Origin of the sequence: Roseibium sp. MMSF_3544 (assembly GCF_030732845.1) — a bacterium.
Lineage (GTDB): Bacteria > Pseudomonadota > Alphaproteobacteria > Rhizobiales > Stappiaceae > Roseibium.
Window position 1 is genome coordinate 440,677 of sequence record NZ_JASHKA010000001.1, and the last position, 24,390, is coordinate 465,066.

Sequence of the window (24,390 nt, forward strand, 5' to 3'; positions counted from 1 at the left end):
GGTGGACGCCCCTTGTCCTTGCGTTCAGTCGTTATTCCTTGAGGCGCCACTTCTTGCCCAGGGCATCGAAGAACCCGCGCTCTTCCTTAAGCGCAATCCAGGTGTTGACGTAGTTGATCCAAACCTGGTCGTCCTGCGGCAGCAGCATTGCGATCGGTGTTGGCGCCTTGGGGGCGGAGACCGGCACGATCATCATTTGCGGATATTTTTCCACCAGCTTCAGCGCTTCCACATTGGATGTGATGTGCGCGTCGGCGCGTCCTGCCAGAACTTCCTGAAAGTCACGGGCAGGTGCCTCGACAATCTGGTGTTTTGCATCGGGGAAAAACTCTTTGACCTGCTTTTCCTGTGTTGTGCCGAGCGTTGCCGCCACGGTGACGTCGCCGTTGTTGAGATCGCCCCAATCCTTGAACTTGTCCGCATTGGTTTCAAGGATCAGCGGAACCGTCGCCAGCGAGAAATAGGATGTCGAATATCCGGCGGCCTTTGCCCTTGCCGGAGAAACTGAGGCTGATCCGGTGATGTGATATTTGCCCGCGGTGACGCCGCTCACCAGCGTTTTCCAGTCCGTCGGAACGAATTCCACCTCGACGTTGAGGTCCTTGGCCAGTTCCGTCATGACGTCGATGTCATAGCCGGTGTAGGTGTTGTTTGCGACGTCTTTCATCGTCATGGGATTCCAGTCGCCGGTGGTGCCGACCTTAAGAACACCATTGTTCAGAATATCGTTGAGTGCCGACTGAGCAGATGCTGGAAGGGTGGCAAATGCCAGGAAGCAAAGCGTCACTGTTGTTTTGATCAGTTTCATGCCGTTCTCCTCTTATGGTGAGGCGATGGTACTTTGTGCACTGCAGTTTTGCTAGGTGATAAATTTATTGCACTACACTCAAATGCATGACTAACTAATGGTCAAGACTTCCTTTTAGGCAAAATCGTTTTGTCCGTGAAAGCCATGATCACAGTTGAAAATATTTCAAAGAAATTCGGAGACTTTCACGCCCTGAAAAGCGTTTCACTTGAAGTGCTTACGGGAGAAAAGGTGGTGGTGTGCGGACCATCCGGCTCCGGCAAGTCAACGCTGATCCGGTGCATCAATGGACTCGAGCGTCACGATGATGGGCTGATTGAAGTCGCGGGACACAAGTTGACACACACCAACGCCAGCCTGCGTGCGGTGCGGTCGTCCGTCGGCATGGTGTTTCAGCAGTTCAATTTGTTTCCGCACCTGACCGTGAAGCAAAATCTGACGCTCGGGCCGCTCAGAACGCGGAAACTGTCGCAATCGGATGCCGACAAGCTGGCAATGTCCTACCTGGAGCGTGTGCGCATCCCGGAGCAGGCCGACAAATATCCCCGGCAGCTTTCCGGTGGTCAGCAGCAGCGTGTCGCGATCGCACGGTCCTTGTGCATGGAGCCGCAAATCATGCTGTTCGACGAGCCGACATCCGCGCTTGATCCGGAAATGATCAATGAGGTGCTGGACGTCATGAGCGAGTTGGCCGGCAGCGGCATGACGATGATCTGCGTCACCCATGAAATGGGCTTTGCGAAACGCGTCGCGGACACGATGGTGTTCATGGATCACGGCGAGATTGTCGAAAAGGCACCGCCGGAACAGTTCTTCAGCAATCCCGGGACCGAACGGTGCCGGGATTTTCTTTCAAAAATCCTCGCGCATTGAGACAGGGAGAGGGCCGGATGACATTCTGCCGACTTGCAGGTCTTTGCTGCCTCGCCTTGCTGCTCACCGGATGCTCCGGCAACTGGGGATGGTATGTGGTCGATCCGACCGTGCCGGCAGGATTGAACAATCTCAAATTTCTCCTTAGCGGGCTTTATTACACTTTGCTGCTGTCCTTCACGGCAATCGTGATTTCGATCGTCCTCGGCCTCGCCGTGGCGTTGCCCGGCCTGTCTTCCAACCGGGCTTTGAGGCGGTTCAACCGTGTTTATGTGGAGCTGGTCAGGGCGGTGCCCATTCTGGTTCTGATCCTCTGGGTCTATTACGGTCTGCCGCAAATGACGGGGCTCACGATCACGGTGTTCTGGGCCGGTGTGATTGCGCTTGCCTTGTCCGACAGTGCCTTTGAAGCGGAGATCTTTCGTGCCGGCATTCAGTCCATCGACAAGGGGCAATACGAGGCCGCGCACTCCATTTCGCTCAGCTACACCGACACGATGGTCTATGTCATTCTTCCGCAGGCGGTACGGCGGATACTTCCGGCGCTCGGCAACCAGCTTGTCTACATGCTGAAGATGTCCTCGCTGGTCTCCGTGATCGGAATGCAGGAGCTGACCCGCAAAGCCAACGAACTTGTCGTTGTTGAGTACAGACCCCTGGAAATCTACACGGTGCTCGTCCTTGAGTACCTGGTCCTGATCTTGCTCGTTTCCGCCGGTGTACGCTGGCTGGAGCGCAAATTACAGTCGGATCAACGCGGTTAGGAGAAACCATGGCAGCCTGGATCGAAATGATCTCCGACGAGGATGCAGACGCCGAGTTGATGGAGATGCTGAAGCTTGCGCGTACGCCGCACGGCACGGTCGATAACGTGATGCGCGTGCACTCGCTGCGGCCAAACACCATGAAGGGCCATGTCATCCTTTACAGGGCAGCCTTGCACGATGACGCCAACACGCTGCCGGAGTGGCTCCAGGAAACAATCTCTTCCTATGTCTCGATCCTGAACGGCTGCCCGTATTCGCTCGCCAATCATTGGGCAAACGCGCGCCATCTGATCGGTGATGAGGCGCGAGCGGATCAGGTAGAAAAGGCGCTCAATGCAAAGTGTCCGGAAGAGGTGTTTTCTGGCCTTGAACTGGAGCTCTTGAAATACGCGGAAAAGCTCACGCTGCGCCCTGCCGACATGACCAAGTCCGACGTCGATGCCCTGAGGGATGCTGGCGCGGATGACGGCCAGATCCTGGAGGCCAACCAGATCATCGGCTATTTCAACTATGTGAACAGGCACCTGAACGGCCTCGGGGTCACCACAGATGGCGACATTGTCGGGTATTACGCATCAGAATAGTTGCATATGAATAAAAATTTTGCGTAGTATGCAAAATTCTTTCCAATAATGGACAACAAAAATGGTCTACGCTGAAGCCAAACCCATGGACTCGAACGAGATCCCGGTCGTCGACATCACGTCCTTGCGTGACGGAACCGACCCGCATTCGGTGGCAAGAGCCCTTCATGCAGCCAGCACCGGTCTCGGATTCATCTATATCAGCGGGCATGGCATCCCTGAGAGCTGCATCTCTTCGGCGCGCAACCTTGCGTTCGACTTCTTTCGAAGCTCCCCGGAGCAAAAGGAAACCGTTCGTGTCTCCGCCAGCCATCGCGGATGGCTCGCGTCGGGCGGGGCCAAGATGGGCGACAAGTTGAAAGCGGATCTGAAGGAGAGCTTCGTCTGGGGCATGCAGGACGATAACGGCGACACCGTTGCCGACCATCCGCTCAGAGGCCGCAACCAATGGCCCGCATTCCTTCCGGGCCTGGAACCGGCGGCAATGGACTATTTCCGCCAAGCCCATGAGGTGGCGCATCACCTGATGCGAGGTTTCGCGCTTGGGCTCGGACTGGATGCATCGTTTTTCCTGAAAACAGCCTCACGTCCCTTAAGCCGGGCGTCATTCGTCTACTATCCTGCTCAGCCGGAAGATATGGGCGCTGACCAGTTCGGCGTTGGGCCCCATACCGATTTCGGTGTGTTGACCGTGTTGTGCCAGGATGCTGTCGGCGGTCTCCAGGTTGAAGATATCAACGGCGATTGGCTGCAAGCGCCGCCCATTGAGGGAACACTGGTCGTGAATGTTGCCGACCTTCTGGCCAGGTGGACAGGCGGTGCCTACAAATCAACACCGCACAGGGTCGTGAACAGTTCCGGGAAGGAGCGTCTGTCGCTGGTTCTGGCCTTTGATCCGAACCCGGAAACCATGATTGACGCACGCGATATCTATGGCGATGATCACGCACCCGTTGAAGACGCCATTACGTGCGGGGACTACCTTCAATGGCGGTTCGACCGGGCCTTCGCCTACCGCAAAACCGAGTGATTATGGACAATGACATTGACGGCGCGATCGGTGCCGCCCTCAAGGATTTCAGAACCCGGAACGGATATTCCGCCAGGCATCTTGCCGAGTTGTCCGGCGTTTCGGGCGCAATGATAAGCCGGATTGAAAGCGGACAAGTTTCTCCGTCGATTTCAACGCTGAGCGCATTGGCCGCTGCATTGAAAGTTCCCCTGGTCAGCCTGTTTCGCGAAACGACATCGGATCACACGGACTACACCTATGTCGAAAGCGGTGCAGGGCTCAAATCAACACGGATCGTGGACGAGCATGTTCATGAATTTGAAAATCTCGCCGTCCATCTGCGGCGCGATCTTCAATTCGGTGCCCGTATCGTGACGCTCAAGCGCCAGGATGCGGTTCCGCCGGTCTACGTCGGCAGCGGCGTTGTCTTCGTTCACGCGCTTGAGGGCGAGGCGGTGTATGGCTACGGCAAACAGGAATTCCCTTTGCGGGCAGGGGACAGCATCTGTGTCGATGCCGAAATGCGACACGGGATCCTGTCCGTCAAAACACCGGAATTCAGGTTCCTGACGGTGCAGGCCGAGGTGCAGCGATGAACAAGCCTTTCAAGACAGCGGATGGTGTCGGCAATCTGCTAAACAAGTGCATGAAGGTGAAGCCGGGCGGCACCGCCCTGATCGTCTGCGAAGATCCGACACTTGGCTGGTACGACGCCGCTGCTTCCAAGCTGATCCAGAAAGCGCTTGAAGACTTGGGATGCCGTGTCTCGACAGCTCATGTCGACGGACCTGACGAACCACTTCCTGCAGATTACGAAGAGCAGTTGGCAGCGAACGACACGATCGTCTATCTCGCCCGGGTCGGTGACCAGGACCGGTTTGTTGACAAACTGCCGGGCAAGAACGTCGCGATGCTTTATGCGCGCGATGAAAAATCGCTGACATCGGCCTATGCGGCAACCGACCATGACGCCATGGTGGCGCTGAAGAAGTCTGTCGACGCAGTCGCACGTGCATCGGATCGCGTCTCGATCAGCTGTCCCCTGGGCACGCACCTGGAAGGCCGTGTCGAGATGGAGGATGAGGTCGACGGCGAGGTATCGGTCAAGAGATTTCCCCTTTGCGTGCCGCAACCCGTGCTCACGCGCGCGCTCAGCGGCAAGGTGGCGCTGGCGCGCTGGCTGACACCGACCGGTTCGCGGTCTTATTCGCCTGCATCCGTTCGTATTGGCAGCGTTGTCATGGCGCATGTCGACCAGGGACGCATTGCCGGTTTTGAGGGTAACAGGCAAGACATCAAGGCAATCGAAGATCACTACACGAGGGTCTCGGATCAGTTTGGCCTCGACAAAAATGCCATCCACTCATGGCATGCCGGCATTCATCCGGCGTGCTTTTACGACAGCGATGTCGATGACGATCCGGACCGCTGGTCGAACAACATTTTTGGAAGCCCGCGCTTTTTGCACTTTCATACCTGCGGCAGCTCGCCGCCGGGTGAGATCTGCTGGATGGTCCTGGACCCGACAATTGCGTTCGACGGGACGTCCTTGTGGCATGATGGACGCTTGCAGCCGCAAAACTTTGAACAAACAGCCGCCGCGATCAAGGCGTGGCCGGAATTGTCGACGCTTCTTGCAGACCAGGGCCGTCCGATCGGCCTCGCGCAGTAGGTTAGGATCGCGGCAGCGCGAGGGGCAGTGATCTCAAGCTTCTGGAAAACGGAGGTTTTTTCTCGACGGTCGGAAATTCTGCGTCGTTTACTTACCGGCCCTGGAGTTTTCAAATCGAGGAAACGCGGATATTGAAGGTGAGGCTCCAGGCGTCGACTTGCATGTTTTGACGCCGTGTTCTGCCACTCCGCTCGTCAGCTTCCAAGAGAGCCATATGACCATTTTATTGATTCACACGGGTGGCACGATCAGCATGGTCAAAAGCTCGCATGGCTTCGAGCCCAAAGCCGGTGTTGTCGAACAATTCGTGAACCGTCAAGTCCGTGACAGTTTTCCAGGCCTCGATATCGATGTCTGCGTTCTTTCTCCCTTGATCGATAGCGCAAACGCGACGCCTGCGGACTGGAATCGGGTTGCGCAGCAGATTGCTGACTGTCACGAGCGCTACGAGGGATTTGTCATAACACATGGCACTGACACCTTGGCCTATACGTCGGCAGCGCTTTGCTTTGCCTTGGAGGGGCTCGACAAGCCGGTCGTGCTAACAGGATCCATGCTGCCCTTGACGGTTGAAGGCAATGACGCCGTGGCAAACCTTTTGGGAGCCTTTCAATGCGTTGTCGAAGCCCCTGCCGGCGTTTGGGTCTATTTTAGCGGTCAGAGACTGCATGGCGCGCGTATCTACAAAACCCATTCCCGAAGGCATGATGCTTTTGGGTCGATGGCAAGCGACGTCCTGCCGATCTGGTCCTCACCAAACCTTACGCGCCATGCTGCAAGATCGGCGAAAGTGGCCACTGTTGCCGTGGCACCTGGAATGATGGAAGGCGTCCTTCAATTTGCAACGAGCGAATGCGACGGGCTCGTGCTTCGCTGCTACGGCTCGGGCACCGTCCCGGAAACACCGACATTCCGTCAGGCTTTGGTCGCTGCAGCGGGAAGAGGCGTTCCGGTCCTGGCTGTCAGCCAATGCCCGGAAGGCGGGATCGCGCTCGGAACCTATGCTGCAGGCGCTGTGCTGGTTGAGTGTGGCGTCATCGACGGGCGTGAAATGACCCTCGAGGCTGCATACGCAAAGATGGTTTTTGCCCTTTCCATTCATGCCACCCTGGTTCAACAGAAGAGCTTTCTCGAAACCTCAGTTGCCGGTGAGTTTTAGAAAGAGGTCACCCCAAAGAAGATCTGAAAACGGGAAGGCCTTCTGGAGTAACGGCGGGTCCGACTGCAAATCGTCGGCCAAGGTCACAGCTCCCTTGTAGGCGAGTTACAGGACGCGAAACTTTGAAACGCCAGCCTTTTTATCGGCTGAAGACCAGCTTCTGAGGCGTGTCTTTAGGCGGGCACTTCTTCGGGAGCTAGAATGGTCATTCCCGCCCTTTGTGCGACCGCCATTATGGCGGGAATATCCGGGGGAGCATCGGGTGCCGGAACCTCAGTGGTTCCTTCAGGCATTTCATCTCCGGCTTGTGTGAAGAAGATGTCGTGCATCAATCCCGGCGCGTTGATGCCCAGAAGCCGGCCTGGAGCCTCGCTTGTGCACGTAAATGCGTGGACGGCGCCATCCGGTATTTTGATGAAATCGCCTGCGCTTACTTTTTTCACTTCTCCGGCAACAAAGAACTCGAATTCGCCCTCGAGAACAAAAAAACTCTCATCTTCACCGGCATGGTGATTGGGCGGCGCACCCGCGCCCGGGACGGTTTTGATCTCGACGATCGTATAGCGATCTCCGGTTTCGGAGGGAAAGGCGTGGAATGTCAGAAGGTTGCCCAGGAGATGATAAATGCGTGGACGCGAGGCGGTCATTGCTACGAACTCCTTTACTATGACAATTGTCTCTTTATAATACATAGTTCCTGTTATGAGACAAGTGTATCATTAAGAAAAAATGGCCCCTAGAACAGCCCAAAAGAACCGTACCCGCGCCGAACTCCTCGCGTCCGCCCGCCGCTTGATGGGACAAGGTAAGGAACTGACACTGGCGCGGGTCGCGAAAGACACCAATATCAGTCGCGCCACCGTCTACCGCTATTTCTCGGATCCGGCCGTGCTGGCCGCTGAGTCTTCTCTTGATTTCCAGGTCACACCCACGGCGGAACTCCTCGACGGCATCGTCGATCCGCGAGAAAGAGTTCACAGCGTTGCAAGCTACTACACTGCAATCTCACGTGAACACGAGGGGTTCTTCCGCCAGTTTCTCGCTAAGACAATGCAAGCCTGGCAAAAGAAAACCGATGCTGAGCTTCGGGGAGGGCGCCGCATAGCGGCATTTACCGAAGCGCTCGATCCCGTTCAGGGCATCATGAGCGCAAAAGAGATCGAAGATCTTGCCTATCGTCTTTCGATGCTTACGGGAATTGAGCAGGTTATCATTCAAAAGGACATTTTGCGGGTCGACGACGCGACTGCCGACGAGTTGCTGAGCGGGACCCTCGACGCGCTCCTCAACCAGTACCTCAAAACCGGATAACTGCGACGAGCGAACCGATTGTAGGCTTTGGCCCATTGCCGAGCCTGAGAATTTAAGCACACTTGCGGCCCACGAGAAAAAACCTGCAAAGATTCAACGCAACGATATGGGCCAGACCACCGAGTCGAATATACGCGGCATCATCCTGATGGTTCTGTCCATGGGCGCCTTCGCGGTTGCCGATACGCTGATCAAACTGGCAGCGGGCCTCGTGTCGCCTGCGCAAGTCATGTTTTTGCTTCTGGCCGGCGGCCTGGTCCTGTTTTCAACAATGGCCAAGGTGCAGGGTGCGCGGTTGAGAGACCGCCGGGTCTTCGCACCCGTCCTGCTCGTCCGGTATCTTGCTGAAGTCGTTGCAATGGTCGGGATGGTGATGGCTCTGGCCCATGTGCCGCTTTCCATGGTCGGCGCGATCATACAGGCCACCCCCTTGCTGGTTGCGCTGGGAGCCGTTGTGTTCCTCGGAGAGACTGTGAGCTGGCGTCGATGGAGCACGATCGTTCTCGGGTTTGTTGGCGTCCTCATGATCGTTCAGCCGGGTGCCGACGGGTTCGATGCCGCGTCCCTTTGGGCGGTCTTGTCGATGATCGGATTGTCTGTTCGTGATCTGACGACGCGCATGACCCCGTCAGACATGGCATCTGCGAGCCTCGCGGCCTATTCAGCAGCCGCGGCCCTCCCGTTTTCGATGGCATGGATCGTTTTGGACGGAAGCACCTTTCTGCCACCGGAGGCAGACTGGCTTTTGCTGCTGTCCATGATCTTTTTCGGGTCCTTGGGGTATTTGCTGCTCACCGCATCCATTCGCTCAACGAGCCTCTCAGTCGTCGCACCCTTTCGCTATGCACGGCTCATTTTCATGGTGATAGCGGGCGTCGTGGTGTTCGGCGAACGCCCCGGCTTGCTCATGCTTGCCGGGGCTGCCCTGATTGTGGGCTCCGGCCTTTACATGATGTGGCGTGAGCAGCTTGTGAGCGGGCAGGCGCGCCGACCACAGGAGACTGATTGACAGCGTCACTGATGGATTTCTGGTGAAGGCATCGTCCGCTGCTCCGGCGAAGCGGCAAAAGCCTTAGCTGCTGATGCCCGGCTTGAAGCGGTAGCGGCCTGTGATTGGAAAAGCGAACAGGCTGTCTTCAAGTTTTGTTCCGGCGCCGATGTTGTGGATGATCAGTGGCCGTTCGCCATCCTGTGAGCGATACTGCGTAACAATTCCCATGTGAGGCAGATTGCCGGGTAGCATTTGCGAGACGACGTCGCCCGGCAGGTAATCTCCGGCTTGGTCGCTGACGGGCAGGGCAGCTCCCAGGCGCTTGAAAAACGTCTGAAGGTTCGGAACGCGCCGGTGATCGATATTGCGGTCGGGCCGTTTGAGGCCCCAGATTTTCGGATAAGCGGCGAAATTGGATTTCATGTCCTGGTTGACCTCCTGCTGAAGGTCAAATCCGAAGGCATCGCGGTAAGCGCGAATGACAACGTCGGTGCAGACACCCCGTTCGCGGGGAAGATCGCCATTTGGAAAACTCAGGCCGACATAGGCCGGATCATAGATAAGAGTGATACCGATCTGATTTTCAGCCGCTGCGATCAGCTTTTCCGCCCAGGGCTCCGGCTGAGCAAGGTCACGTTGGAACGTGATCCGGACGAGAGGTTCCTTGCGATTGTCGATGGCGTTCTGCGCCATTTGCAATCCGGCTTCCAAGTGCCCGGGGATCATTGCCGCCGTCGCAAGACCGCCTCCTGCGACACATCCGGCCCCGATCAGAAAGTCACGCCGTTTCATCCGCCATCCAAAACTCTCGCCCAACTCAGCAATATGCCGATTCTGAGTCAGGAATGGGGCAGGGCCGACATTTTGGAGCTTCTTTGATTTTGCATCCGATGTGCCTATCCGAAAAAAACTATCACAGGTTGCGTTAGGGTGTATACTCTAGAGGGTGGTTGCGGGTGGACACACGCGACACTTTTGCCGGGAGGTAGTGTCATGACTGAGAATAAGGACCTGATTGCGCTGAAACGTGCTTACAAGCTCTGGGACGAGAGCAAGGGAGAGAGCGTGGACGAATGGCTTGCGCTTGTCGACGAGAACATCAACTTTCGCTCGCTTGCCATGGCGAAGGATCCGTCTGTCGAATTTACCGCTCCAAGGACCTGCAAGCAGGAGATGGCCCAGTATCTTGAGGGGTTGAAGGCCGATTGGTCGATGGAGCACTACACGGTTGACGACTATGTCGTGGATGGAGACCGGATCTGCGCATTCGGTTCAACCGCCTGGACAAACAAAAACACCGGCAAGCGTATCGACACGCCAAAACTTGACTACATCAAGTTCAAGGACGGCAAGATCGTTTTCTTTTTTGAATTTTACGATACGGCCGGGTTGATCGCGGGCGCCTGCGGTTGACCTCAAGGGCGGACGTCCGAAAGCTCGTGCTGCAAGCACGCATTTCGGGCCGAACAGCCTGCAAGTGATTGATGTGCCTCGTTGTCAGTTCGAGGTCATAAGTACATTTCTGCCAGTAGTCTGGTTGCCGCTTCCGGGAACTTAGCGGTCCAAAACACCGGCGAGCAGCCTGTACGTCGCGGTCTCATATGCTTTCCGGTCCTCGCCGTTGGCAATGGCAAGTGCCGCCCGGTCGAACGCCGAGGACAGGAGATCGGCGAGGGGCTCCAGCGGGACGTTTTTCAAGGCGCCTTGACCGGCTGCATGCTGAAGCCCTTCCAGCAGAGCGGCCGTGCCGGTCTCCCGGTCGATCTCGCTCATTTCGGCTGTGCCAAGAACGGCCGGTCCTTCCAGCAGCAGGATTTTTGCGCGACCGGGAACCGACATCGCTGAAAAGTAGGCTTTTGCACCCGACATGAATGCCTCAAGGGCGGCTTGGTTCGTATCGGTTTGCGAATCGATTTCGGCTGCGACCGCAGAAGCTTCGCCGCGCACCAGTGCGCGCATGAGGTCTGCCTTGTCGCTGAAGTGATGATAAAGCGCCCCGCGAGTGACCTCTGCGGCTTTGACAATCTCCGGTGTGCCGGTTTCCGCATATCCTTTTTCGACAAAGAGCCGTCGCGCTGCTTCCAGAAGCGCCTGCCGTGTTTCCGCCCGTCGTTCGGCTTGGGTTCGCCGTGTTTTTCCGTCTTGCATACATGCAGCCTGTATGTTAATTGAATCTTACATACAGATTGTATGTTTATTTTTTGTGTGTGTGAAGTCGCTTTGGACCCGAGACCGGGCAGCGGCCGAAAACCAGGAGAAAATGATGAAGTGCTCCCAGTATTATCCGGTTCTCATGACCGATAATGTGGCCGAAACGGCGAAGTTCTATCAGGACAATCTGGACTTCAAACCGGCCTTTGAGGCGGACTGGTACGTGCATCTGCAATCACAGCAGGACGAAAAGGTCAATCTGGCGATCCTTGACAAGGGCCATGAAACGATCCCTGCAGAGGGGCGGGGCCAAAACGTTGCCGGGATGCTTCTGAATTTCGAAATCGCCGATGTCGATGCAGCCTATGAAAGGGCGAAAGCGGCCGGCTTGCCGATCCTTCTGGCCCTGAGGGATGAACCCTTCGGTCAGCGCCATTTCATCACACGGGATCCGAATGGCGTGCTTATCGACATCATCACACCGATCCCGCCAAGCGCCGAGTTTCTGGCCCAGTATTCACCGGAAGCGGTGCCCGAAGGCCGTTAGGCAAAGATGGAATAATCGGGGCTGCTTGAACCCGCAATGTTCCAGGCCAAAGCAGCTTCCCGACCGAAGGCTAGTTGGGCAAAATGCTGTTCTACAGATCGGCCTTGTCGTCCGCGCCCACCGCATTGTCCAGGCTTTCTTTGCTTGGTGCCGGATCAAGCGCCTGCACGTCGGCGGCACGCCAGAGCGTGAAGATAAACGTCAGCGCAATACCGAAGCTCACCAGGCCAAGGGTAAAGGGCAGATAGATGCTGACGGACATCAGCGCGCCTCCCAAAATGGAGATGAGACCGGATCCGAGGCAGAACCAGGCAATGGTGATGCCCATGACCCAACCCTGGTGATCGTCGTCGACGCTTGCGGAAAAGAGCGCAAGAAAAGTCGGGTAGCCAAGCCCGAATGCGAGCAGCACCGGCACGACCAGCACAAAGCTCAGGACCGGGACAGGGTTGACCATGAACAGCAAAATGAAGACGGACATGATGGCAGCGGCAGCAGCAATGGTGGGGATCTTGCGATAACGCTTGCTGATGGAGGGGACCAGAACCGTGCCGCCGATCATGATGGATGCGCCAACGAGAAACAGGATCCCGCTGTTTTCGAAGGTGGTGAACTGGAACCGCTCGATCAGATAGTCCTCAATGTAGATGAAGAAGGCGTTCAGGCCGATCTGAAAGAAAAAGAAGGCGAAGGACAGTTTCTGAACGACCGGATAGTCCTTGACCCTGTAGATCGTCAGGAACACTTCGGAGAGCCCGAAATCGATCTTCTTGCGCGCTTTTTTAACGTCAAAGAAGGACGTCACGATCAGGATCAGCGTCACCGAAACGAGCACGATGGCGGCGTAGAAGGGGAGTTTCAAGGACGCAAAGGAACCGACCACGGCGCTGTCACTCAAAAGACCGGACAGCAGCGGACCGATCATCATGCCAAGCGCGGAAGCACCGACGATATAGCCAAGGTTCGCGCTTCTTTCCTGGTCGTTGCGGCTGATATCAATCAGGGCCGCCTGTGCAATCGGCTGATTTCCGGCGGTGAAGCCCGAGATTGCCCGGCCGACGATCAGCAGCCACAGGCTTGAGAATTCAATCGCCAGGATCGTCAGGACATAACCGGCAATTCCCCCGGCCAGGCAGATGACGATGCCCGTCTTGCGCCCGATATAGTCTGAAAGCTTGGAAATGTAGGCGGCGCCAAAAAACCAGAACAGATAAAAGGCGGCACTGACGATGCCGTAGTAAAGGTTTCGGGTGGAGCCCGACGTGTCTTTCGCAACAAAAGTCGAGGTCGGGTCGATCAAAAGCGAGTTGATGATCGGAAATATGAGCCCCTGGCCCATTAGATCGACAATCACCACCAGCAGCAAGGCTATGCGCGCGAGCATGTTCCCCCCAAGAACGGTCTCGACCTGTCTCGGGGAAGGATGTTCGCAGGTCGGCCGCGAAAAATCTAGGAGGCGACCCTCGGGCAGGAACTGTTCTGCTCGGCGCGGGATTTCAAACCCTGCAGGCTCTGCATCGTGTTCGGGTTGCCTGGCAGCACGAAGCTTTGTTCAAGAGCAGTGCGCACGTTGTTGATGACGGCCAGATCCTGAACCGCAAGTGTCTGGCACTGCGACCCGGTAAAGCGCACGCGGATACGGATCACCCGGTCACCATTGTCGGAGGGACCGAATTCGGAATCGAGCGCCGGGTTCTCACCGGCCATCGGGCGTTCCAGAACCACCATGTTGGGTTGGTTCTGAAGCACCGACGTGCCGCGCTCCTGTGCGCTTGAAACCAGGGCGGACCGGACTGTCGTCGGATCTGCGGCAATGTTTACGCTCTGGGCTCCGGCAGGCACGGAAAGGGCCGGTTGGTTGCCAAGCGAGGCCGACTGGTTTGAGCTGGACTGGCACGCTGCGAGCGTGAAGGCGCAAAGGCTGAGGAGTACGATCTGTCGCATGGTGAGGTCCGAATTTCAAAAAGCCTGTTTCAGATGCCGGTGTTAACCCTGTTTTAGTCCATGAACTGCCCGATAGACAACAAAACTGCGTTAACTTTACGCTTCGTCACCCGATTTCCTGAGGGTATGTCCCGGTCCTGAGCCTAGAACTGGTCGCCCGTCTTGAAGCCGCCGCCGCCGAAACCTCCACCGGTTTTGAAGCCGCCACCGCCGAACTGACCGCCGCGGCCGGAGCGCCGTCTGCCGCCACCGAAACCGCCCATCGATTTGGGCAAGCCCGTCCCGTTCGGGAAGGCGACCTTGCGTCCGCGCGGTTTTCGGCGTTTGTGAGAGCGTTCTGCCCGCGCCCAGTAGTCGGCCCCGGAGATGGCTCCCTTGACGAGTTCACCAAGAAGGACGGTGGTGAGCTTGTCATCGGAAAACGTGCTGTCCCAACTTCCATAACCCTTGGAGCGGAACCGCTTGATCACATCTGCGAGTTCGCCCCTGCGGCGGCTGATATCCCGTTGCAGTTCGCGGTCCTGACGGATTTCCCGCGCGACCTGTTCGACCCGATCCCTGAAGTCCTCAATCCGCTGCACGATCTTTTCGTCTTCCGGCGAGGGTGTATCGACGGCAGCGCGCCAGAGATCGTTCAGGTCATCGGCCTTCAAAGAGACGGAGAGGTGCTCTTCAGCCTTTTGGAAATCGGCATCCTCGCCACTGGAAAACTCTGCCAGCGCGTTGGAAAGCGTATCCACCTGGCGATCCAGCTTTTCCAGATTGGTATCGATCTCATCGATCTCGCTTGAATAGGTCTCGATCGAGCCAACCAGGTCGCTGCCGGCCGCATCCGTCATGGCATTACGGCTGAATTCGGCGAGTTTTTCCTCTTCCTCCTCCGCAATCTCGGCGCACCGCTCGGCGTGCCGCGCCATGCGCTCGGGTATGCCGGTCAGCATTGCATAGTTTGCTCTGGCACCTTCGTAGCGGATCAGCCCGGCAACCCAGCGGTCGAGGCTTCTTGTCAGCCCCCGATGATCATAGTCAGGTGTTCCGTAGCCGCGCTGCCACAAATAAATAAAGAGGGGATCGGCTTCATACGCTTTGCCCTTGTCCTGCCGGTCCTGTTCGGACGTGCCGGCCTTGTCTGCAGCGGCATCTGCCGTGGCAATGGCGCGCTCGGTCTTTTCGCGCTGCGCGAGATAGGCGTCGTCGTTTTCCAGACGGCCATCGACCGCTTCCATCAGCTCATCCATCTGGTTTTCTGCAGCATCGCGCGCTGCATCGAGCTCATGGCGTTTCTTTTGCTGCTGGCCGCGGTCGGTCTCAAGCTGGCGCAGTTGCTCGGTCAGGACCTTGTAGTCATCATTACGCTTGTCGAGCAGCCGCCTTGCTTCGCGTGCCGCGCTGTCCAGCCGCGTGTTCAGCGTTCCGGCCGCGTCGGTATCGAGCCGAAATCGTGCCAGATCCCGGTAGGCTTCGCTCTGCCGTTCCTGAAGATCGGTCAGGGCTCTCGTCGAGCGTTCGATCCGTTTGCTGAGTTCGGCCTCTTCGCGTTTGAGATCGGCGAGGGACTGTTCAATCGTGCCAATGGTTTGCCGTCCGGTCAGCATGAGGTGACCTCCGGAACAGCGGACGGATTGGTGTCAGCTACCATGTCGTAATCGCTCCGTCCTGGACGCCGCTGCGCCATTTGATGTCGAGTTCGCCGCGACGCTTTTCACCAAGAACGCCCTTTTGAACGATACCATCCTCCATCTTGTCACGGCGGACCGCGTCAAAGATGGGCTCCGAGACCCGTTGCCCCCATTTTTCAACGCTTTCGGTCCGGCCCGTCTCTTCCGAAACTATGTCGCGTTTCAGGACGTTACCATCCTGATCGATTGCCTCCACGACGATGTAAAAGTTCTCGCTGCTGGTGTTTGCATCCGGAATGCGCGTCAGGCCGGTCGGCTCACCTTCCCGCGAGATGATCCGGACTTCGAACACCTGCTGGAGCTGGCCTGCAAGAACGCGAAGATCGATCTCCGCCTTGAAGGCTGCCTCGTTGTTGCCGTCCTGAAGTGCAAGGCGGCCGTCGTCGGCCAGGGTTTGGGCTGAAGCCTCGATGCCGGCATCGTCGGTGAGGGTTCCGATACGTTCCACGAGTTCCGAATAGGTCGCAGGCAGGGCTTCCAGGCGAGCGGTCAGGTCCGCAGCAGCGCGCTGTTCGGGCAGGGCGACCAGGAAATACCAGGCGGCAACCACGACGATCAGGACCGCAGCAGCTCCGGCAAGCCATTTCGACCAGGTGCCGCGGGAAATATAGACCATTGCCAGCGTGCGCTGAAATCCGGTGTTCGGCGGCGAATAGACGAAACGGTCCCGCTTGAGATCCTCAACACCCGCTATCAGGATGTGGTCGGGCACCTCGATGCCCTGCGAGGCGTAAACCTGGCGGAGCCGCTCCACCATTGCGGCATCGCGCTCGTCCGCTTTCAGTTCTCTGGCGACCTGGCCTTCTTCGTGACGCAGCGTGTCGACCACGTCCATGGCCATCATGAGATCATCGAGCGGGGCGTCGGATTTGTCAGCCGTTCGAGCCATCAATACCTGTCTTTTCAATTTGCACGGGCCGGCACTTTACCGGCCCGCTTCATTTTTTGTGGATCAGAGGCCCTGACCTTGCGCGGTCAGCTTCGCCAGCCGGCGCTTGCCGTCTTCGACCGCGTTCCGGATTTCCTCGGAGTTTTTGGTCGACATGTCCCGCATTTCGGAGATGATTTCACGGGACTGGACCTGGAAGTTGACGACGGAGTCGACAAGCTTCTTGACGGAGGCTGCAGCAACTGTCGGCCCGTAACCTGCCTTCAACGCCTCTTTTTGAACCGCATCACCGATTTCGGCCAGGGTTTCCAGGCTCTTGTTGATGCCTTCCTTCATGGCGTTCAGCGTTTCGGTGGACTCGTGCAGACCCTGCAGGCCTGTAAAGGAGGCATTCAGCGCGGTCAGCACCGATTCATTTGTCGAGAAGAAACTGACCGACTGTGCGTAGACACGTTCCTTGGCATTGGTGGTCTGCACCAGGCGCGCCATGATCACTTCAGACGTGTTGTAACCGACGGTCAGGTTGTCCGAGAGGTCCTTGGCGATCTGATAGCGCTTTTCCTCGTCCTGCATCTCGCGCATTCTCTCATCGCGCGAAAGCTCCAGGCGGGCCTTTTGTGCCGGGTCATCGCCCGCATAGGCCTCAACGTCGCTCGAGGCGGTTTCAAGGGCGAGTTTCTTCCCGTTCAGTCTTTCCGTTGCCATGTTCAGCAGTTCGAGCGCCGTGACTTCCGCCTGTTTGAGGGCGCCGCGGAAGTCGCGATAGGCTTCCAGGATGGTTTGTTCGCGTTCGATCTGATCCTTGGTAGCATGGGCAACCTCCTTGTAGGTTCCCCTGATATCCTGGAACCGGTCGGAGATGGTGCCGCGCCGCATGTCGCGCCATTTGTTGGAGAGGTTTTCCGTAAAAGATATCTTTCCGTCGGCGAGCTGGTCGACAAGTGTCTTGGCATCGTCGCGGATGGAGTTGAACGCGTTCGTGATTTCCTCGTAGCGCTCGCCGATATCCATTTGCTGGACCTGCGTGCGGACAACTTCGTTGAAATTGGACGCCTGGCTGAGCGTGCGCGAGATCACCAGAACCTTGTCCGGCGACAGGTCGGAAATCTGTTCCAGAAGGGCGTTGATAGGCGCGTCCTGCTCCGATTCCGGCGTAATCCCTATATCGCGCAATGTCGACAGCGCGCGGTCGAGATACTGAAGCGGTGAAAAGCTGCCCGCAGGCGCTGCATTTTCCGTGGTTTCTGGCGTTGACGCGTCTGTCATGTCCGACCTCCTCTGCGAAACGGCCCTGTTCTTGATATCAACCTGTGTGATCAGGCCGCCCCGTCATTCCATTCACAAATTTGTGCCGCAAGTAAGGGCAGGCTAACGCCGCTCTGTCAACGGCTTACGGTAATTTGGCGAACGCGCTCCTGGTCCTTGGCGCGGACTTACCAAACTCCGGATAAGCCTTAAGCTTGCTTTGCGACAAATTTGTTTCGCTGCCGCAATTCAGCGTTTCAGGCTTTTGAAAAATTCGCGCAACTGACGTGGCTCCGGCCAGTCGCCGTTTCGAAATGGCTGTTTTTCGTGGGCAAGATCCCGATTGCCCGAAGATCGCAGGCGATCGGACACAAAACCGTGCTGATATCAGGACGTCGAGCCGGCATCGACATCGTGCGGACCGACGAGGGAGTAATCAGACGAGTGCGGCCGCGATTTTTGCCGCAAGGCGGGCGTTGTTGCGCACCAGGGCGATATTGGTTTCAAGGCTGCGCCCGTCGGTCAGCTCCAGAATGGCTCCCAGCACATAGGGGGTGACGTCCTTGCCCCGGATGTTCTGCGCCTCGGCTTTCCTGATCGCCGTATCGATATAACCCGACATCTCCTGGCGCGGGATCTCCATCGCTTCGGGAACCGGGTTGGCGATCAGAACGCCGCCATGATCCGGAAACTTCTCCCGCGTCTTCAAGAGCGCTCCGATTTCGGCTGCTGTGTTGAGAGAATATGGGGCTTTCAAACCACTGTTGCGCGACCAGAAGGCGGGAAGCTCGTCTGTTCCGAAGGCAATGACGGGCACGCCCTTTGTTTCAAGGACTTCCAGTGTCTTTGGAATATCGAGCAGCGCCTTTGCGCCTGCAGAAACAACGCAGACCGGTGTGCGAGCCAGCTCGTCAAGGTCTGCGGAGACGTCGAACGTCTCTTCCGCTCCCTTGTGAACGCCGCCAATGCCGCCGGTCGCGAAGACTTTCACCCCGGCCAGATGCGCGGCCATCATCGTTGCGGCGACGGTCGTCGCTCCGTAGAGCTTGGCTGAGAGCGCGAAAGTCAGATCCGCGCGCGAACACTTCATGACATCTTTGGCCTGCGCAAGCCGGTCGAGGTCATCATCGTTCAGGCCGACATGGATCTTGCCGTCCATGATTGCGATTGTCGCGGGCACGGCGCCTTCGGTCCGAATGTCCGCTTCCACCTGCCGTGCGGTTTCGACGTTTCGCGGAAACGGCATGCCGTGGGTGATGATCGTCGATTCCAGCGCTACCACCGGCTTGCCTGTGCCAAGCGCGTCGCGGACCTCTTCATTATAGGCGATGAGATCTTGGAGGGCGGTCGCGTCGGCAGAATGTGTCACGTGGTCAGGCCTTTTTCTTGCGGCTGTCACCGAATTCAGGATCGGCGCTTTTGTCGGCGTCCTTATAGGGGCATGGCGGAAGTGCGCCAAGATTTCAATTTGTCCATCTGGTCAAAAGTTTTCAAGCGCACGCCACGACAAGTCTTCGGCAAGAGCGCCGGTGCTGGTCAAGGTCAGTGCGGCGGCAGACCCGCCGTAGCGGGCAGCGTCTTTGAACGCATGGCCCCGTGCAAGCGCGGCGATGAGCCCCGCTGTCAGTGCATCGCCGGCACCGGTCACGTCTACAATGTCGGTGCGTCGCGGAGAGAGCCGTTCCAGACCTTGCCCCGAATAGATAAGCATGTCGTCCTTGCCGTTGGTCAGAACGAAGCTTTTTACCCCGGTTGCGCTCAGAACCTCGGCAAGCTGTTCCAAAGGCGCTGATTGCGGCTCCCCGGTGATTACGGCCGCTTCGCTTTTGTTCAGCGTCAGACAGTCTAGTTCGCCCAGAATTGACCGGAGGCGAGGGGCCTTTGCATCGGAGACGGCGTTGGCAATGAGAAACTCCGGGCGGATCCGCCTGCTGACATGCTGCAGCATCTCTCCCGGCAGGTTTGCGTCAAGGAACCAGATCCGGTCCTGGTCCTCCGGCACCGCTGCGGTTTCGATAGACTTGTCGAACAGGTCCGGTGGAGCGTCTGTCAGGACACGATCGTCCACGCAGGCAGCAGCAAGACTACCGTCAGGATCGTGCAGGGCAAGATACTGCCCGCTTGCATATCCGGGCCGCTCAATCAGCGCCAGCTCGAGCCCGTCCCTTGTGAGCAGGTTCCGAAGCGCTTGCGCGGCAGTGTCGTCTCCAACAGTGCCGATCAGCGTTGTCCGGGTGCCGAGGCGGGCGAGCGCGCGCGCGACATTGGTCGCAACGCCGCCGGGCTTTGACGCGAAGCGGGAGGGCGTGGACGTTTCCCGGTCGATAGGCACCACTGCATGGGCAATCGTATCCTGGTGGATCGCCCCGATGGCAATGACACGACTGGCGGGTTTCAAGGACAAGGACCTGCTGCTTCCCTCTAGCACCGGTGAACACCCGGACTGAATACGTCTCTGGGAGGCGGGCTATCAGATCGTCTTGCAGTCGGCAACTGTGGCGGTAAGGGGAGATGATTCTCCCAAAAGACAGAATCACAAACTGTTTCCATTGTTTTCTGACGCTAGGGTATGCTCTCGCCTTGCCAAGTGGAACATACTGGAAACAAACGGTGATTTCTATTGAAATACCAGACTGTTCTGCGCTCTTGCATTTTGAGAACAAAAAGTGTACAAACGCTTCCATTGTAACAACGCGTCCATCGTGGAATAAGGAGCGTGAGCCATGTCGCAAAATTCACTTCGTCTCGTAGAAAGCAGCCAGATGGATAAGACAAAAGCGCTGGACGCAGCGCTCAGCCAGATCGAACGGTCCTTTGGTAAGGGATCCATCATGCGGATGGGGCAGGGACAGGCCGTTGAGATCCAGTCGGTCTCAACCGGATCCCTCGGTCTCGATATTGCACTTGGTATCGGCGGACTGCCGCGCGGGCGTATCGTTGAGATCTACGGGCCGGAATCCTCAGGTAAAACGACCCTGGCGCTGCACACGGTTGCCGAAGCGCAAAAGGAAGGCGGCATCTGTGCCTTTGTCGATGCGGAGCACGCGCTTGATCCGCTCTATGCTCGCAAGCTCGGCGTTGACATCGACAATCTTTTGATTTCGCAGCCGGATGCCGGCGAACAGGCGCTGGAGATCGCCGACACGCTGGTCCGCTCCGGCGCGATTGACGTGCTTGTCATCGACTCCGTTGCTGCGCTGACACCCAAGGCCGAGCTTGAAGGCGAAATGGGCGACAGCCTGCCGGGCATGCAGGCCCGGCTTATGAGCCAGGCTCTGCGCAAGCTCACCGCGTCGATCTCCAAGTCCAACACGATGGTCATCTTCATCAACCAGATCCGCATGAAGATCGGTGTGATGTTCGGCTCTCCGGAGACTACGACCGGCGGCAACGCGCTGAAGTTCTATGCCTCCGTCCGCCTCGACATCCGCCGCATCGGGTCGATCAAGGACCGCGACGAGGTGGTTGGCAACCAGACCCGGGTCAAGGTGGTCAAGAACAAGCTTGCACCTCCTTTCCGTCAGGTCGAATTTGACATCGTCTATGGCGAAGGCGTTTCCAAGATGGGCGAGCTGATTGATCTTGGCGTTAAGGGCAATGTGGTCGAGAAGTCCGGCTCGTGGTTCTCCTATAACAGCCAGCGCCTCGGGCAGGGGCGTGAGAACGCAAAGCAGTTCCTGAAGGACAATCCGGAAATTTCCGGCGAAATCGAACTTGCCATTCGCCAGAATGCCGGTCTGATCGCCGAAGCGATCATCGATCCGGACGGTGTCGAAGAGGTCATGGAAGACTAGGACGGATTTACCGCCTCTGGCCCGTCAATGATTGTCGGGCTGGCCGGCTTTGAAGGAGCCTTTTCCAGTTCGGGAGAAGGCTCTTTTCGTTTTGGGCCGCGTTGAATATCAGCCTGTTGATCTCGGAACTCATGTCCGGATGCGCGCAACTGCTGGACAGGGTTTGAGGTCAAAGTTAAAAGGCTGTTCCGGCGCGGACCTTTAAACGGTTCTGCTGCCCTGAAAGACTTTCAACTGGCCCGCCTGACCGGGCACGGACCGATGCGAGACCCGAATGACCGGCGTAAATGAAATCCGCTCAACCTTTCTGGACTATTTCAAGAAAAACGATCACGAAGTGGTCGAGTCCGGACCGCTGGTGCCCCGCAACGATCCGACCCTGATGTTCGCGAACGCGGGCATGAACCAGTTCAAGAACGTGTTCACAGGTCTTGAGACGCGGCCCTATTCCCGCGCGGTCACCGCGCAGAAGGTGGTGCGGGCAGGCGGCAAGCATAATGACCTCGACAATGTCGGCTATACCGCCCGGCACCACACGTTCTTCGAAATGCTCGGCAACTTTTCCTTTGGCGACTATTTCAAGGAGCGCGCCATCGAGCTTGCCTGGAACCTGATCACCAAGGAATACGGCCTGCCGGAAGACCGGCTCTTGGTGACGGTCTATGCCGAGGACGATGCGGCAGCAGGGTTCTGGAAAAAGATTGCGGGGCTCAGCGACGACAGGATCATCCGTATCCCGACCTCGGACAATTTCTGGTCAATGGGAGATACCGGTCCCTGCGGTCCGTGTTCGGAGATCTTCTACGATCACGGTGAGCACATCTGGGGAGGGCCTCCAGGATCGGCCGAAGAAGACGGTGACCGCTTCATCGAGATCTGGAACCTCGTCTTCATGCAATACGAGCAGACGCCGGATCAGCGTCTCGACCTGCCGAGCCCGTCCATCGACACCGGCATGGGGATCGAGCGTCTCGCGACCGTTCTGCAAGGGGTTCACAACAACTACGACATCGATCTCTTCAAGGCGCTGATCGCTGCGTCCGAGCACGAAACCAACGTGGAAGCCGCCGGAGACGCGCTCGGCAGCCACCGTGTGATTGCCGATCACCTGCGTTCGACCAGCTTCCTGATCGCCGACGGTGTTCTGCCGTCCAATGAAGGCCGGGGCTATGTCTTGCGCCGGATCATGCGGCGCGGCATGCGCCATTCGCATCTTCTGGGCGCGAGCGAGCCGCTGATGCACAAGCTTGTGCCTTCTCTGGTACGCGAAATGGGCCGGGCCTATCCGGAACTGTCCCGGGCCGAGGATCTGATCAGCGAGACGCTGAAGCTGGAAGAGACTCGGTTCCGCAAGACGCTGGAGCGGGGCCTCGGGCTGCTTGACAGCGCAACCGAAGACCTCACCGCAGGCGGACAGCTTGACGGCGAGACCGCCTTCAAGCTCTACGACACCTACGGGTTCCCGCTCGATCTGACGCAGGACGCGCTGCGCGCGCGTGACATTTCCGTCGACACCGACGGGTTTGATGCCGCCATGGAGCGCCAGAAAGCCGAAGCCCGCGCTGCCTGGTCCGGATCGGGCGGTGCGGCAACCGAAGCCGTCTGGTTTGCCCTGAAGGAAAAGCATGGTGCAACCGACTTCCTGGGCTATGAAACCGAAAGCGCGGAGGGCGTCGTTGCAGCCTTGGCTTCCGAAGACAAGGAAATCGACAAACTCACCAAGGGCGAGAGCGGCTTTGTGGTGCTGAACCAGACCCCTTTCTACGGCGAGAGCGGTGGTCAGGTTGGTGACACGGGTGAGATGCTGGCCCCTGGGCTGAATGTCACGGTCACCAACACCCAGAAGAAGGCCGATGGCCTCTTTGTTCACAGCGTCACGGTCAACGAGGGCGAACTGGTTCCGGGCCTTGCGCTGGAGCTGAAGGTCGATCACGCGCGTCGTAGTGCCGTCAGGGCCAACCACTCGGCGACGCACCTTGTTCACGAAGCCTTGCGTGAAGTGCTTGGCACCCATGTTGCGCAGAAAGGTTCGCTGGTGTCTCCGGACCGGCTGAGGTTCGATTTCTCCCATCCCAAGCCGATGGATGATGACGAGTTGGCGACGGTCGAGACCTATGCCAACGAGATCGTGCTGCAAAACGCTCCGGTCGAGACCCGCCTGATGGCTGTTGACGATGCCATTGAGGCAGGTGCGATGGCACTTTTCGGCGAGAAATACGGCGACGAGGTGCGTGTTGTCTCCATGGGAACGGCGCTGCACGGATCCAAGGAAGGCAAGCCCTATTCGCTGGAGCTGTGTGGCGGGACCCATGTGAACCGCACGGGCGATATCGGCCTCGTGACACTTGTTTCTGAAAGCGCCGTTGCGGCTGGCGTGCGCCGGATCGAGGCTTTGACCGGGTCAGAAGCGCGCGCTTATCTCGACGCGCAGGACAAGCGCATGCGCGAAATCGCGGGGCTGCTCAAGATCGGTGCCGACGATGTGCCGGCGCGGGTCGCCCAGTTGGTTGACGAGCGCCGCAAGCTTGAAAAGGAGCTTGCCGACGCCAAGAAGAAGCTGGCGATGGGCGGCGGTGGCGCGGGCAGCGCACCGGTCAAGGATGCCGGCGCTTTCAAACTGATGGCCCGCACCGTGGAAGGTATCAACCCGAAAGACCTCAAGGGCATGGCCGACGAGGCCAAGGCGCAGCTCGGCTCCGGCGTGATCGTGCTGATCAACGTTGCCGACGATGGCAAGGCTGCAATCGTTACGGCAGTCACCAGCGATTTGACGGAAAAGGTCAGCGCGGTCGATCTGGTCCGGATCGGTTCGGAAGCCCTTGGCGGGCGCGGTGGCGGTGGCCGACCGGATATGGCTCAGGCCGGCGGTCCGGATGGATCCAAGGCGGACAGTGCTATTTCGGCGATCGAGTCGCACTTGACGGCGCTCTGAGACAAAGCTGCCGCTCGAAATGAAAAAGCGTG

General features: G+C 57.9%; 24 protein-coding genes. 13 read left to right on the plus strand and 11 right to left on the minus strand.

The genetic code is table 11. The features are described 5' to 3' along the window. Positions 1–31 precede the first annotated feature (31 nt). On the minus strand, positions 32–808 hold the full coding sequence (locus tag RBB47_RS01965; RefSeq protein WP_305984036.1) for a transporter substrate-binding domain-containing protein: 777 nt from the start codon (positions 806–808) through the stop codon (positions 32–34). A 144-nt stretch (positions 809–952) separates the two neighbouring features. Here RBB47_RS01965 and RBB47_RS01970 point away from each other — a divergent pair, with 144 nt between their 5' ends. From RBB47_RS01970 to RBB47_RS02000, 7 genes are all read left to right on the plus strand, one after another. Continuing rightward, a complete protein-coding gene (locus tag RBB47_RS01970; RefSeq protein WP_305984037.1) occupies positions 953–1,681 on the plus strand; it encodes an amino acid ABC transporter ATP-binding protein in 729 nt (242 codons plus the stop codon). Between the two features lie 17 nt (positions 1,682–1,698). Beyond that, complete coding sequence (locus RBB47_RS01975; RefSeq protein ID WP_305984038.1) at positions 1,699–2,445, plus strand: amino acid ABC transporter permease; 747 nt, start codon at positions 1,699–1,701, stop codon at positions 2,443–2,445. Between the two features lie 8 nt (positions 2,446–2,453). Next, positions 2,454–3,032 (plus strand): carboxymuconolactone decarboxylase family protein, encoded by a 579-nt coding sequence (locus tag RBB47_RS01980; RefSeq protein WP_305984039.1) that lies wholly within the window; start codon positions 2,454–2,456, stop codon positions 3,030–3,032. 61 nt (positions 3,033–3,093) lie between these two features. After that, positions 3,094–4,062 carry an isopenicillin N synthase family oxygenase gene (locus RBB47_RS01985; protein WP_305984040.1) on the plus strand — a complete coding sequence of 323 codons (969 nt, stop codon included), beginning with the start codon at positions 3,094–3,096 and terminating at the stop codon, positions 4,060–4,062. A gap of 2 nt (positions 4,063–4,064) precedes the next feature. Beyond that, positions 4,065–4,640, plus strand: a complete 576-nt coding sequence (locus RBB47_RS01990) for a helix-turn-helix transcriptional regulator (protein WP_305984041.1) — start codon at positions 4,065–4,067, stop codon at positions 4,638–4,640. Further along, on the plus strand, positions 4,637–5,716 hold the full coding sequence (locus RBB47_RS01995; protein WP_305984042.1) for a hypothetical protein: 1,080 nt from the start codon (positions 4,637–4,639) through the stop codon (positions 5,714–5,716). Before RBB47_RS01990 ends, RBB47_RS01995 begins: the two co-directional genes overlap by 4 nt. 214 nt (positions 5,717–5,930) lie before the next feature. Beyond that, entirely contained in the window at positions 5,931–6,875 is a 945-nt protein-coding gene (locus RBB47_RS02000) for an asparaginase (RefSeq protein WP_305984043.1), read from the plus strand. Positions 6,876–7,048: 173 nt separating this feature from the next. Here RBB47_RS02000 and RBB47_RS02005 read toward each other — a convergent pair whose 3' ends face one another. Further along, a complete protein-coding gene (locus RBB47_RS02005; protein WP_305984044.1) occupies positions 7,049–7,522 on the minus strand; it encodes a cupin domain-containing protein in 474 nt (157 codons plus the stop codon). A gap of 82 nt (positions 7,523–7,604) precedes the next feature. Between RBB47_RS02005 and RBB47_RS02010 the strand changes: the two genes are divergently transcribed. Further along, positions 7,605–8,186 carry a TetR/AcrR family transcriptional regulator gene (locus tag RBB47_RS02010; RefSeq protein ID WP_305984045.1) on the plus strand — a complete coding sequence of 194 codons (582 nt, stop codon included), beginning with the start codon at positions 7,605–7,607 and terminating at the stop codon, positions 8,184–8,186. 106 nt (positions 8,187–8,292) lie between these two features. Further along, a complete protein-coding gene (locus tag RBB47_RS02015; protein ID WP_305984046.1) occupies positions 8,293–9,195 on the plus strand; it encodes a DMT family transporter in 903 nt (300 codons plus the stop codon). A gap of 63 nt (positions 9,196–9,258) precedes the next feature. On the opposite strand, the gene RBB47_RS02020 is transcribed toward RBB47_RS02015, so the two are convergent. Further along, positions 9,259–9,969, minus strand: coding sequence for a DUF1287 domain-containing protein (locus RBB47_RS02020; RefSeq protein WP_305984047.1), 711 nt, complete (start codon positions 9,967–9,969; stop codon positions 9,259–9,261). 201 nt (positions 9,970–10,170) lie between these two features. On the opposite strand from RBB47_RS02020, the gene RBB47_RS02025 reads away from it, so the two are divergent. Continuing rightward, a complete protein-coding gene (locus RBB47_RS02025; protein WP_305984048.1) occupies positions 10,171–10,590 on the plus strand; it encodes a nuclear transport factor 2 family protein in 420 nt (139 codons plus the stop codon). Positions 10,591–10,731: 141 nt separating this feature from the next. Here the strand turns inward: RBB47_RS02025 and RBB47_RS02030 are convergent, their stop codons facing one another. Beyond that, positions 10,732–11,325, minus strand: coding sequence for a TetR/AcrR family transcriptional regulator (locus RBB47_RS02030; RefSeq protein ID WP_305984049.1), 594 nt, complete (start codon positions 11,323–11,325; stop codon positions 10,732–10,734). Between the two features lie 115 nt (positions 11,326–11,440). Between RBB47_RS02030 and RBB47_RS02035 the strand changes: the two genes are divergently transcribed. Then, positions 11,441–11,875 carry a VOC family protein gene (locus RBB47_RS02035; protein ID WP_305984202.1) on the plus strand — a complete coding sequence of 145 codons (435 nt, stop codon included), beginning with the start codon at positions 11,441–11,443 and terminating at the stop codon, positions 11,873–11,875. Positions 11,876–11,966: 91 nt separating this feature from the next. Here RBB47_RS02035 and RBB47_RS02040 read toward each other — a convergent pair whose 3' ends face one another. From RBB47_RS02040 to RBB47_RS02070, 7 genes are all read right to left on the minus strand, one after another. Beyond that, positions 11,967–13,259, minus strand: a complete 1,293-nt coding sequence (locus RBB47_RS02040) for an MFS transporter (protein ID WP_305984050.1) — start codon at positions 13,257–13,259, stop codon at positions 11,967–11,969. 65 nt (positions 13,260–13,324) lie between these two features. After that, entirely contained in the window at positions 13,325–13,819 is a 495-nt protein-coding gene (locus RBB47_RS02045) for a hypothetical protein (RefSeq protein ID WP_305984051.1), read from the minus strand. A 143-nt stretch (positions 13,820–13,962) separates the two neighbouring features. Next, the gene (locus tag RBB47_RS02050; RefSeq protein WP_305984052.1) at positions 13,963–15,414 is read right to left on the minus strand and encodes a hypothetical protein; all 1,452 of its coding nucleotides are present in this window, start codon (positions 15,412–15,414) and stop codon (positions 13,963–13,965) included. A gap of 37 nt (positions 15,415–15,451) precedes the next feature. Beyond that, positions 15,452–16,387, minus strand: coding sequence for a DUF6384 family protein (locus RBB47_RS02055; RefSeq protein ID WP_305984053.1), 936 nt, complete (start codon positions 16,385–16,387; stop codon positions 15,452–15,454). Positions 16,388–16,450: 63 nt separating this feature from the next. Beyond that, positions 16,451–17,653 (minus strand): cell surface protein, encoded by a 1,203-nt coding sequence (locus RBB47_RS02060; protein ID WP_305984054.1) that lies wholly within the window; start codon positions 17,651–17,653, stop codon positions 16,451–16,453. Between the two features lie 415 nt (positions 17,654–18,068). Continuing rightward, positions 18,069–19,001 (minus strand): pseudouridine-5'-phosphate glycosidase, encoded by a 933-nt coding sequence (locus tag RBB47_RS02065; RefSeq protein WP_305984056.1) that lies wholly within the window; start codon positions 18,999–19,001, stop codon positions 18,069–18,071. Between the two features lie 111 nt (positions 19,002–19,112). Beyond that, positions 19,113–20,036: a PfkB family carbohydrate kinase gene (locus RBB47_RS02070; RefSeq protein ID WP_305984057.1), complete on the minus strand. Its 924-nt coding sequence runs from the start codon at positions 20,034–20,036 to the stop codon at positions 19,113–19,115. A 319-nt stretch (positions 20,037–20,355) separates the two neighbouring features. Between RBB47_RS02070 and recA the strand changes: the two genes are divergently transcribed. Both recA and alaS read left to right on the plus strand, forming a co-directional pair. Next, positions 20,356–21,426, plus strand: coding sequence for a recombinase RecA (gene recA, locus RBB47_RS02075; protein WP_305984058.1), 1,071 nt, complete (start codon positions 20,356–20,358; stop codon positions 21,424–21,426). Positions 21,427–21,700: 274 nt separating this feature from the next. Then, entirely contained in the window at positions 21,701–24,358 is a 2,658-nt protein-coding gene (gene alaS, locus RBB47_RS02080) for an alanine--tRNA ligase (RefSeq protein ID WP_305984059.1), read from the plus strand. Positions 24,359–24,390: the final 32 nt, after the last annotated feature.

What these genes read in the sequence shown, in the direction of transcription:
- RBB47_RS01965 (WP_305984036.1), bottom strand. Translation starts at nt 808, where the DNA reads ATGAAACTGATCAAAACAACAGTGACGCTTTGCTTCCTGGCATTTGCC.
- RBB47_RS01970 (WP_305984037.1), top strand. Translation starts at nt 953, where the DNA reads ATGATCACAGTTGAAAATATTTCAAAGAAATTCGGAGACTTTCACGCC.
- RBB47_RS01975 (WP_305984038.1), top strand. Translation starts at nt 1,699, where the DNA reads ATGACATTCTGCCGACTTGCAGGTCTTTGCTGCCTCGCCTTGCTGCTC.
- RBB47_RS01980 (WP_305984039.1), top strand. Translation starts at nt 2,454, where the DNA reads ATGGCAGCCTGGATCGAAATGATCTCCGACGAGGATGCAGACGCCGAG.
- RBB47_RS01985 (WP_305984040.1), top strand. Translation starts at nt 3,094, where the DNA reads ATGGTCTACGCTGAAGCCAAACCCATGGACTCGAACGAGATCCCGGTC.
- RBB47_RS01990 (WP_305984041.1), top strand. Translation starts at nt 4,065, where the DNA reads ATGGACAATGACATTGACGGCGCGATCGGTGCCGCCCTCAAGGATTTC.
- RBB47_RS01995 (WP_305984042.1), top strand. Translation starts at nt 4,637, where the DNA reads ATGAACAAGCCTTTCAAGACAGCGGATGGTGTCGGCAATCTGCTAAAC.
- RBB47_RS02000 (WP_305984043.1), top strand. Translation starts at nt 5,931, where the DNA reads ATGACCATTTTATTGATTCACACGGGTGGCACGATCAGCATGGTCAAA.
- RBB47_RS02005 (WP_305984044.1), bottom strand. Translation starts at nt 7,522, where the DNA reads ATGACCGCCTCGCGTCCACGCATTTATCATCTCCTGGGCAACCTTCTG.
- RBB47_RS02010 (WP_305984045.1), top strand. Translation starts at nt 7,605, where the DNA reads ATGGCCCCTAGAACAGCCCAAAAGAACCGTACCCGCGCCGAACTCCTC.
- RBB47_RS02015 (WP_305984046.1), top strand. Translation starts at nt 8,293, where the DNA reads ATGGGCCAGACCACCGAGTCGAATATACGCGGCATCATCCTGATGGTT.
- RBB47_RS02020 (WP_305984047.1), bottom strand. Translation starts at nt 9,969, where the DNA reads ATGAAACGGCGTGACTTTCTGATCGGGGCCGGATGTGTCGCAGGAGGC.
- RBB47_RS02025 (WP_305984048.1), top strand. Translation starts at nt 10,171, where the DNA reads ATGACTGAGAATAAGGACCTGATTGCGCTGAAACGTGCTTACAAGCTC.
- RBB47_RS02030 (WP_305984049.1), bottom strand. Translation starts at nt 11,325, where the DNA reads ATGCAAGACGGAAAAACACGGCGAACCCAAGCCGAACGACGGGCGGAA.
- RBB47_RS02035 (WP_305984202.1), top strand. Translation starts at nt 11,441, where the DNA reads ATGAAGTGCTCCCAGTATTATCCGGTTCTCATGACCGATAATGTGGCC.
- RBB47_RS02040 (WP_305984050.1), bottom strand. Translation starts at nt 13,259, where the DNA reads ATGCTCGCGCGCATAGCCTTGCTGCTGGTGGTGATTGTCGATCTAATG.
- RBB47_RS02045 (WP_305984051.1), bottom strand. Translation starts at nt 13,819, where the DNA reads ATGCGACAGATCGTACTCCTCAGCCTTTGCGCCTTCACGCTCGCAGCG.
- RBB47_RS02050 (WP_305984052.1), bottom strand. Translation starts at nt 15,414, where the DNA reads ATGCTGACCGGACGGCAAACCATTGGCACGATTGAACAGTCCCTCGCC.
- RBB47_RS02055 (WP_305984053.1), bottom strand. Translation starts at nt 16,387, where the DNA reads ATGGCTCGAACGGCTGACAAATCCGACGCCCCGCTCGATGATCTCATG.
- RBB47_RS02060 (WP_305984054.1), bottom strand. Translation starts at nt 17,653, where the DNA reads ATGACAGACGCGTCAACGCCAGAAACCACGGAAAATGCAGCGCCTGCG.
- recA (WP_305984058.1), top strand. Translation starts at nt 20,356, where the DNA reads ATGTCGCAAAATTCACTTCGTCTCGTAGAAAGCAGCCAGATGGATAAG.
- alaS (WP_305984059.1), top strand. Translation starts at nt 21,701, where the DNA reads ATGACCGGCGTAAATGAAATCCGCTCAACCTTTCTGGACTATTTCAAG.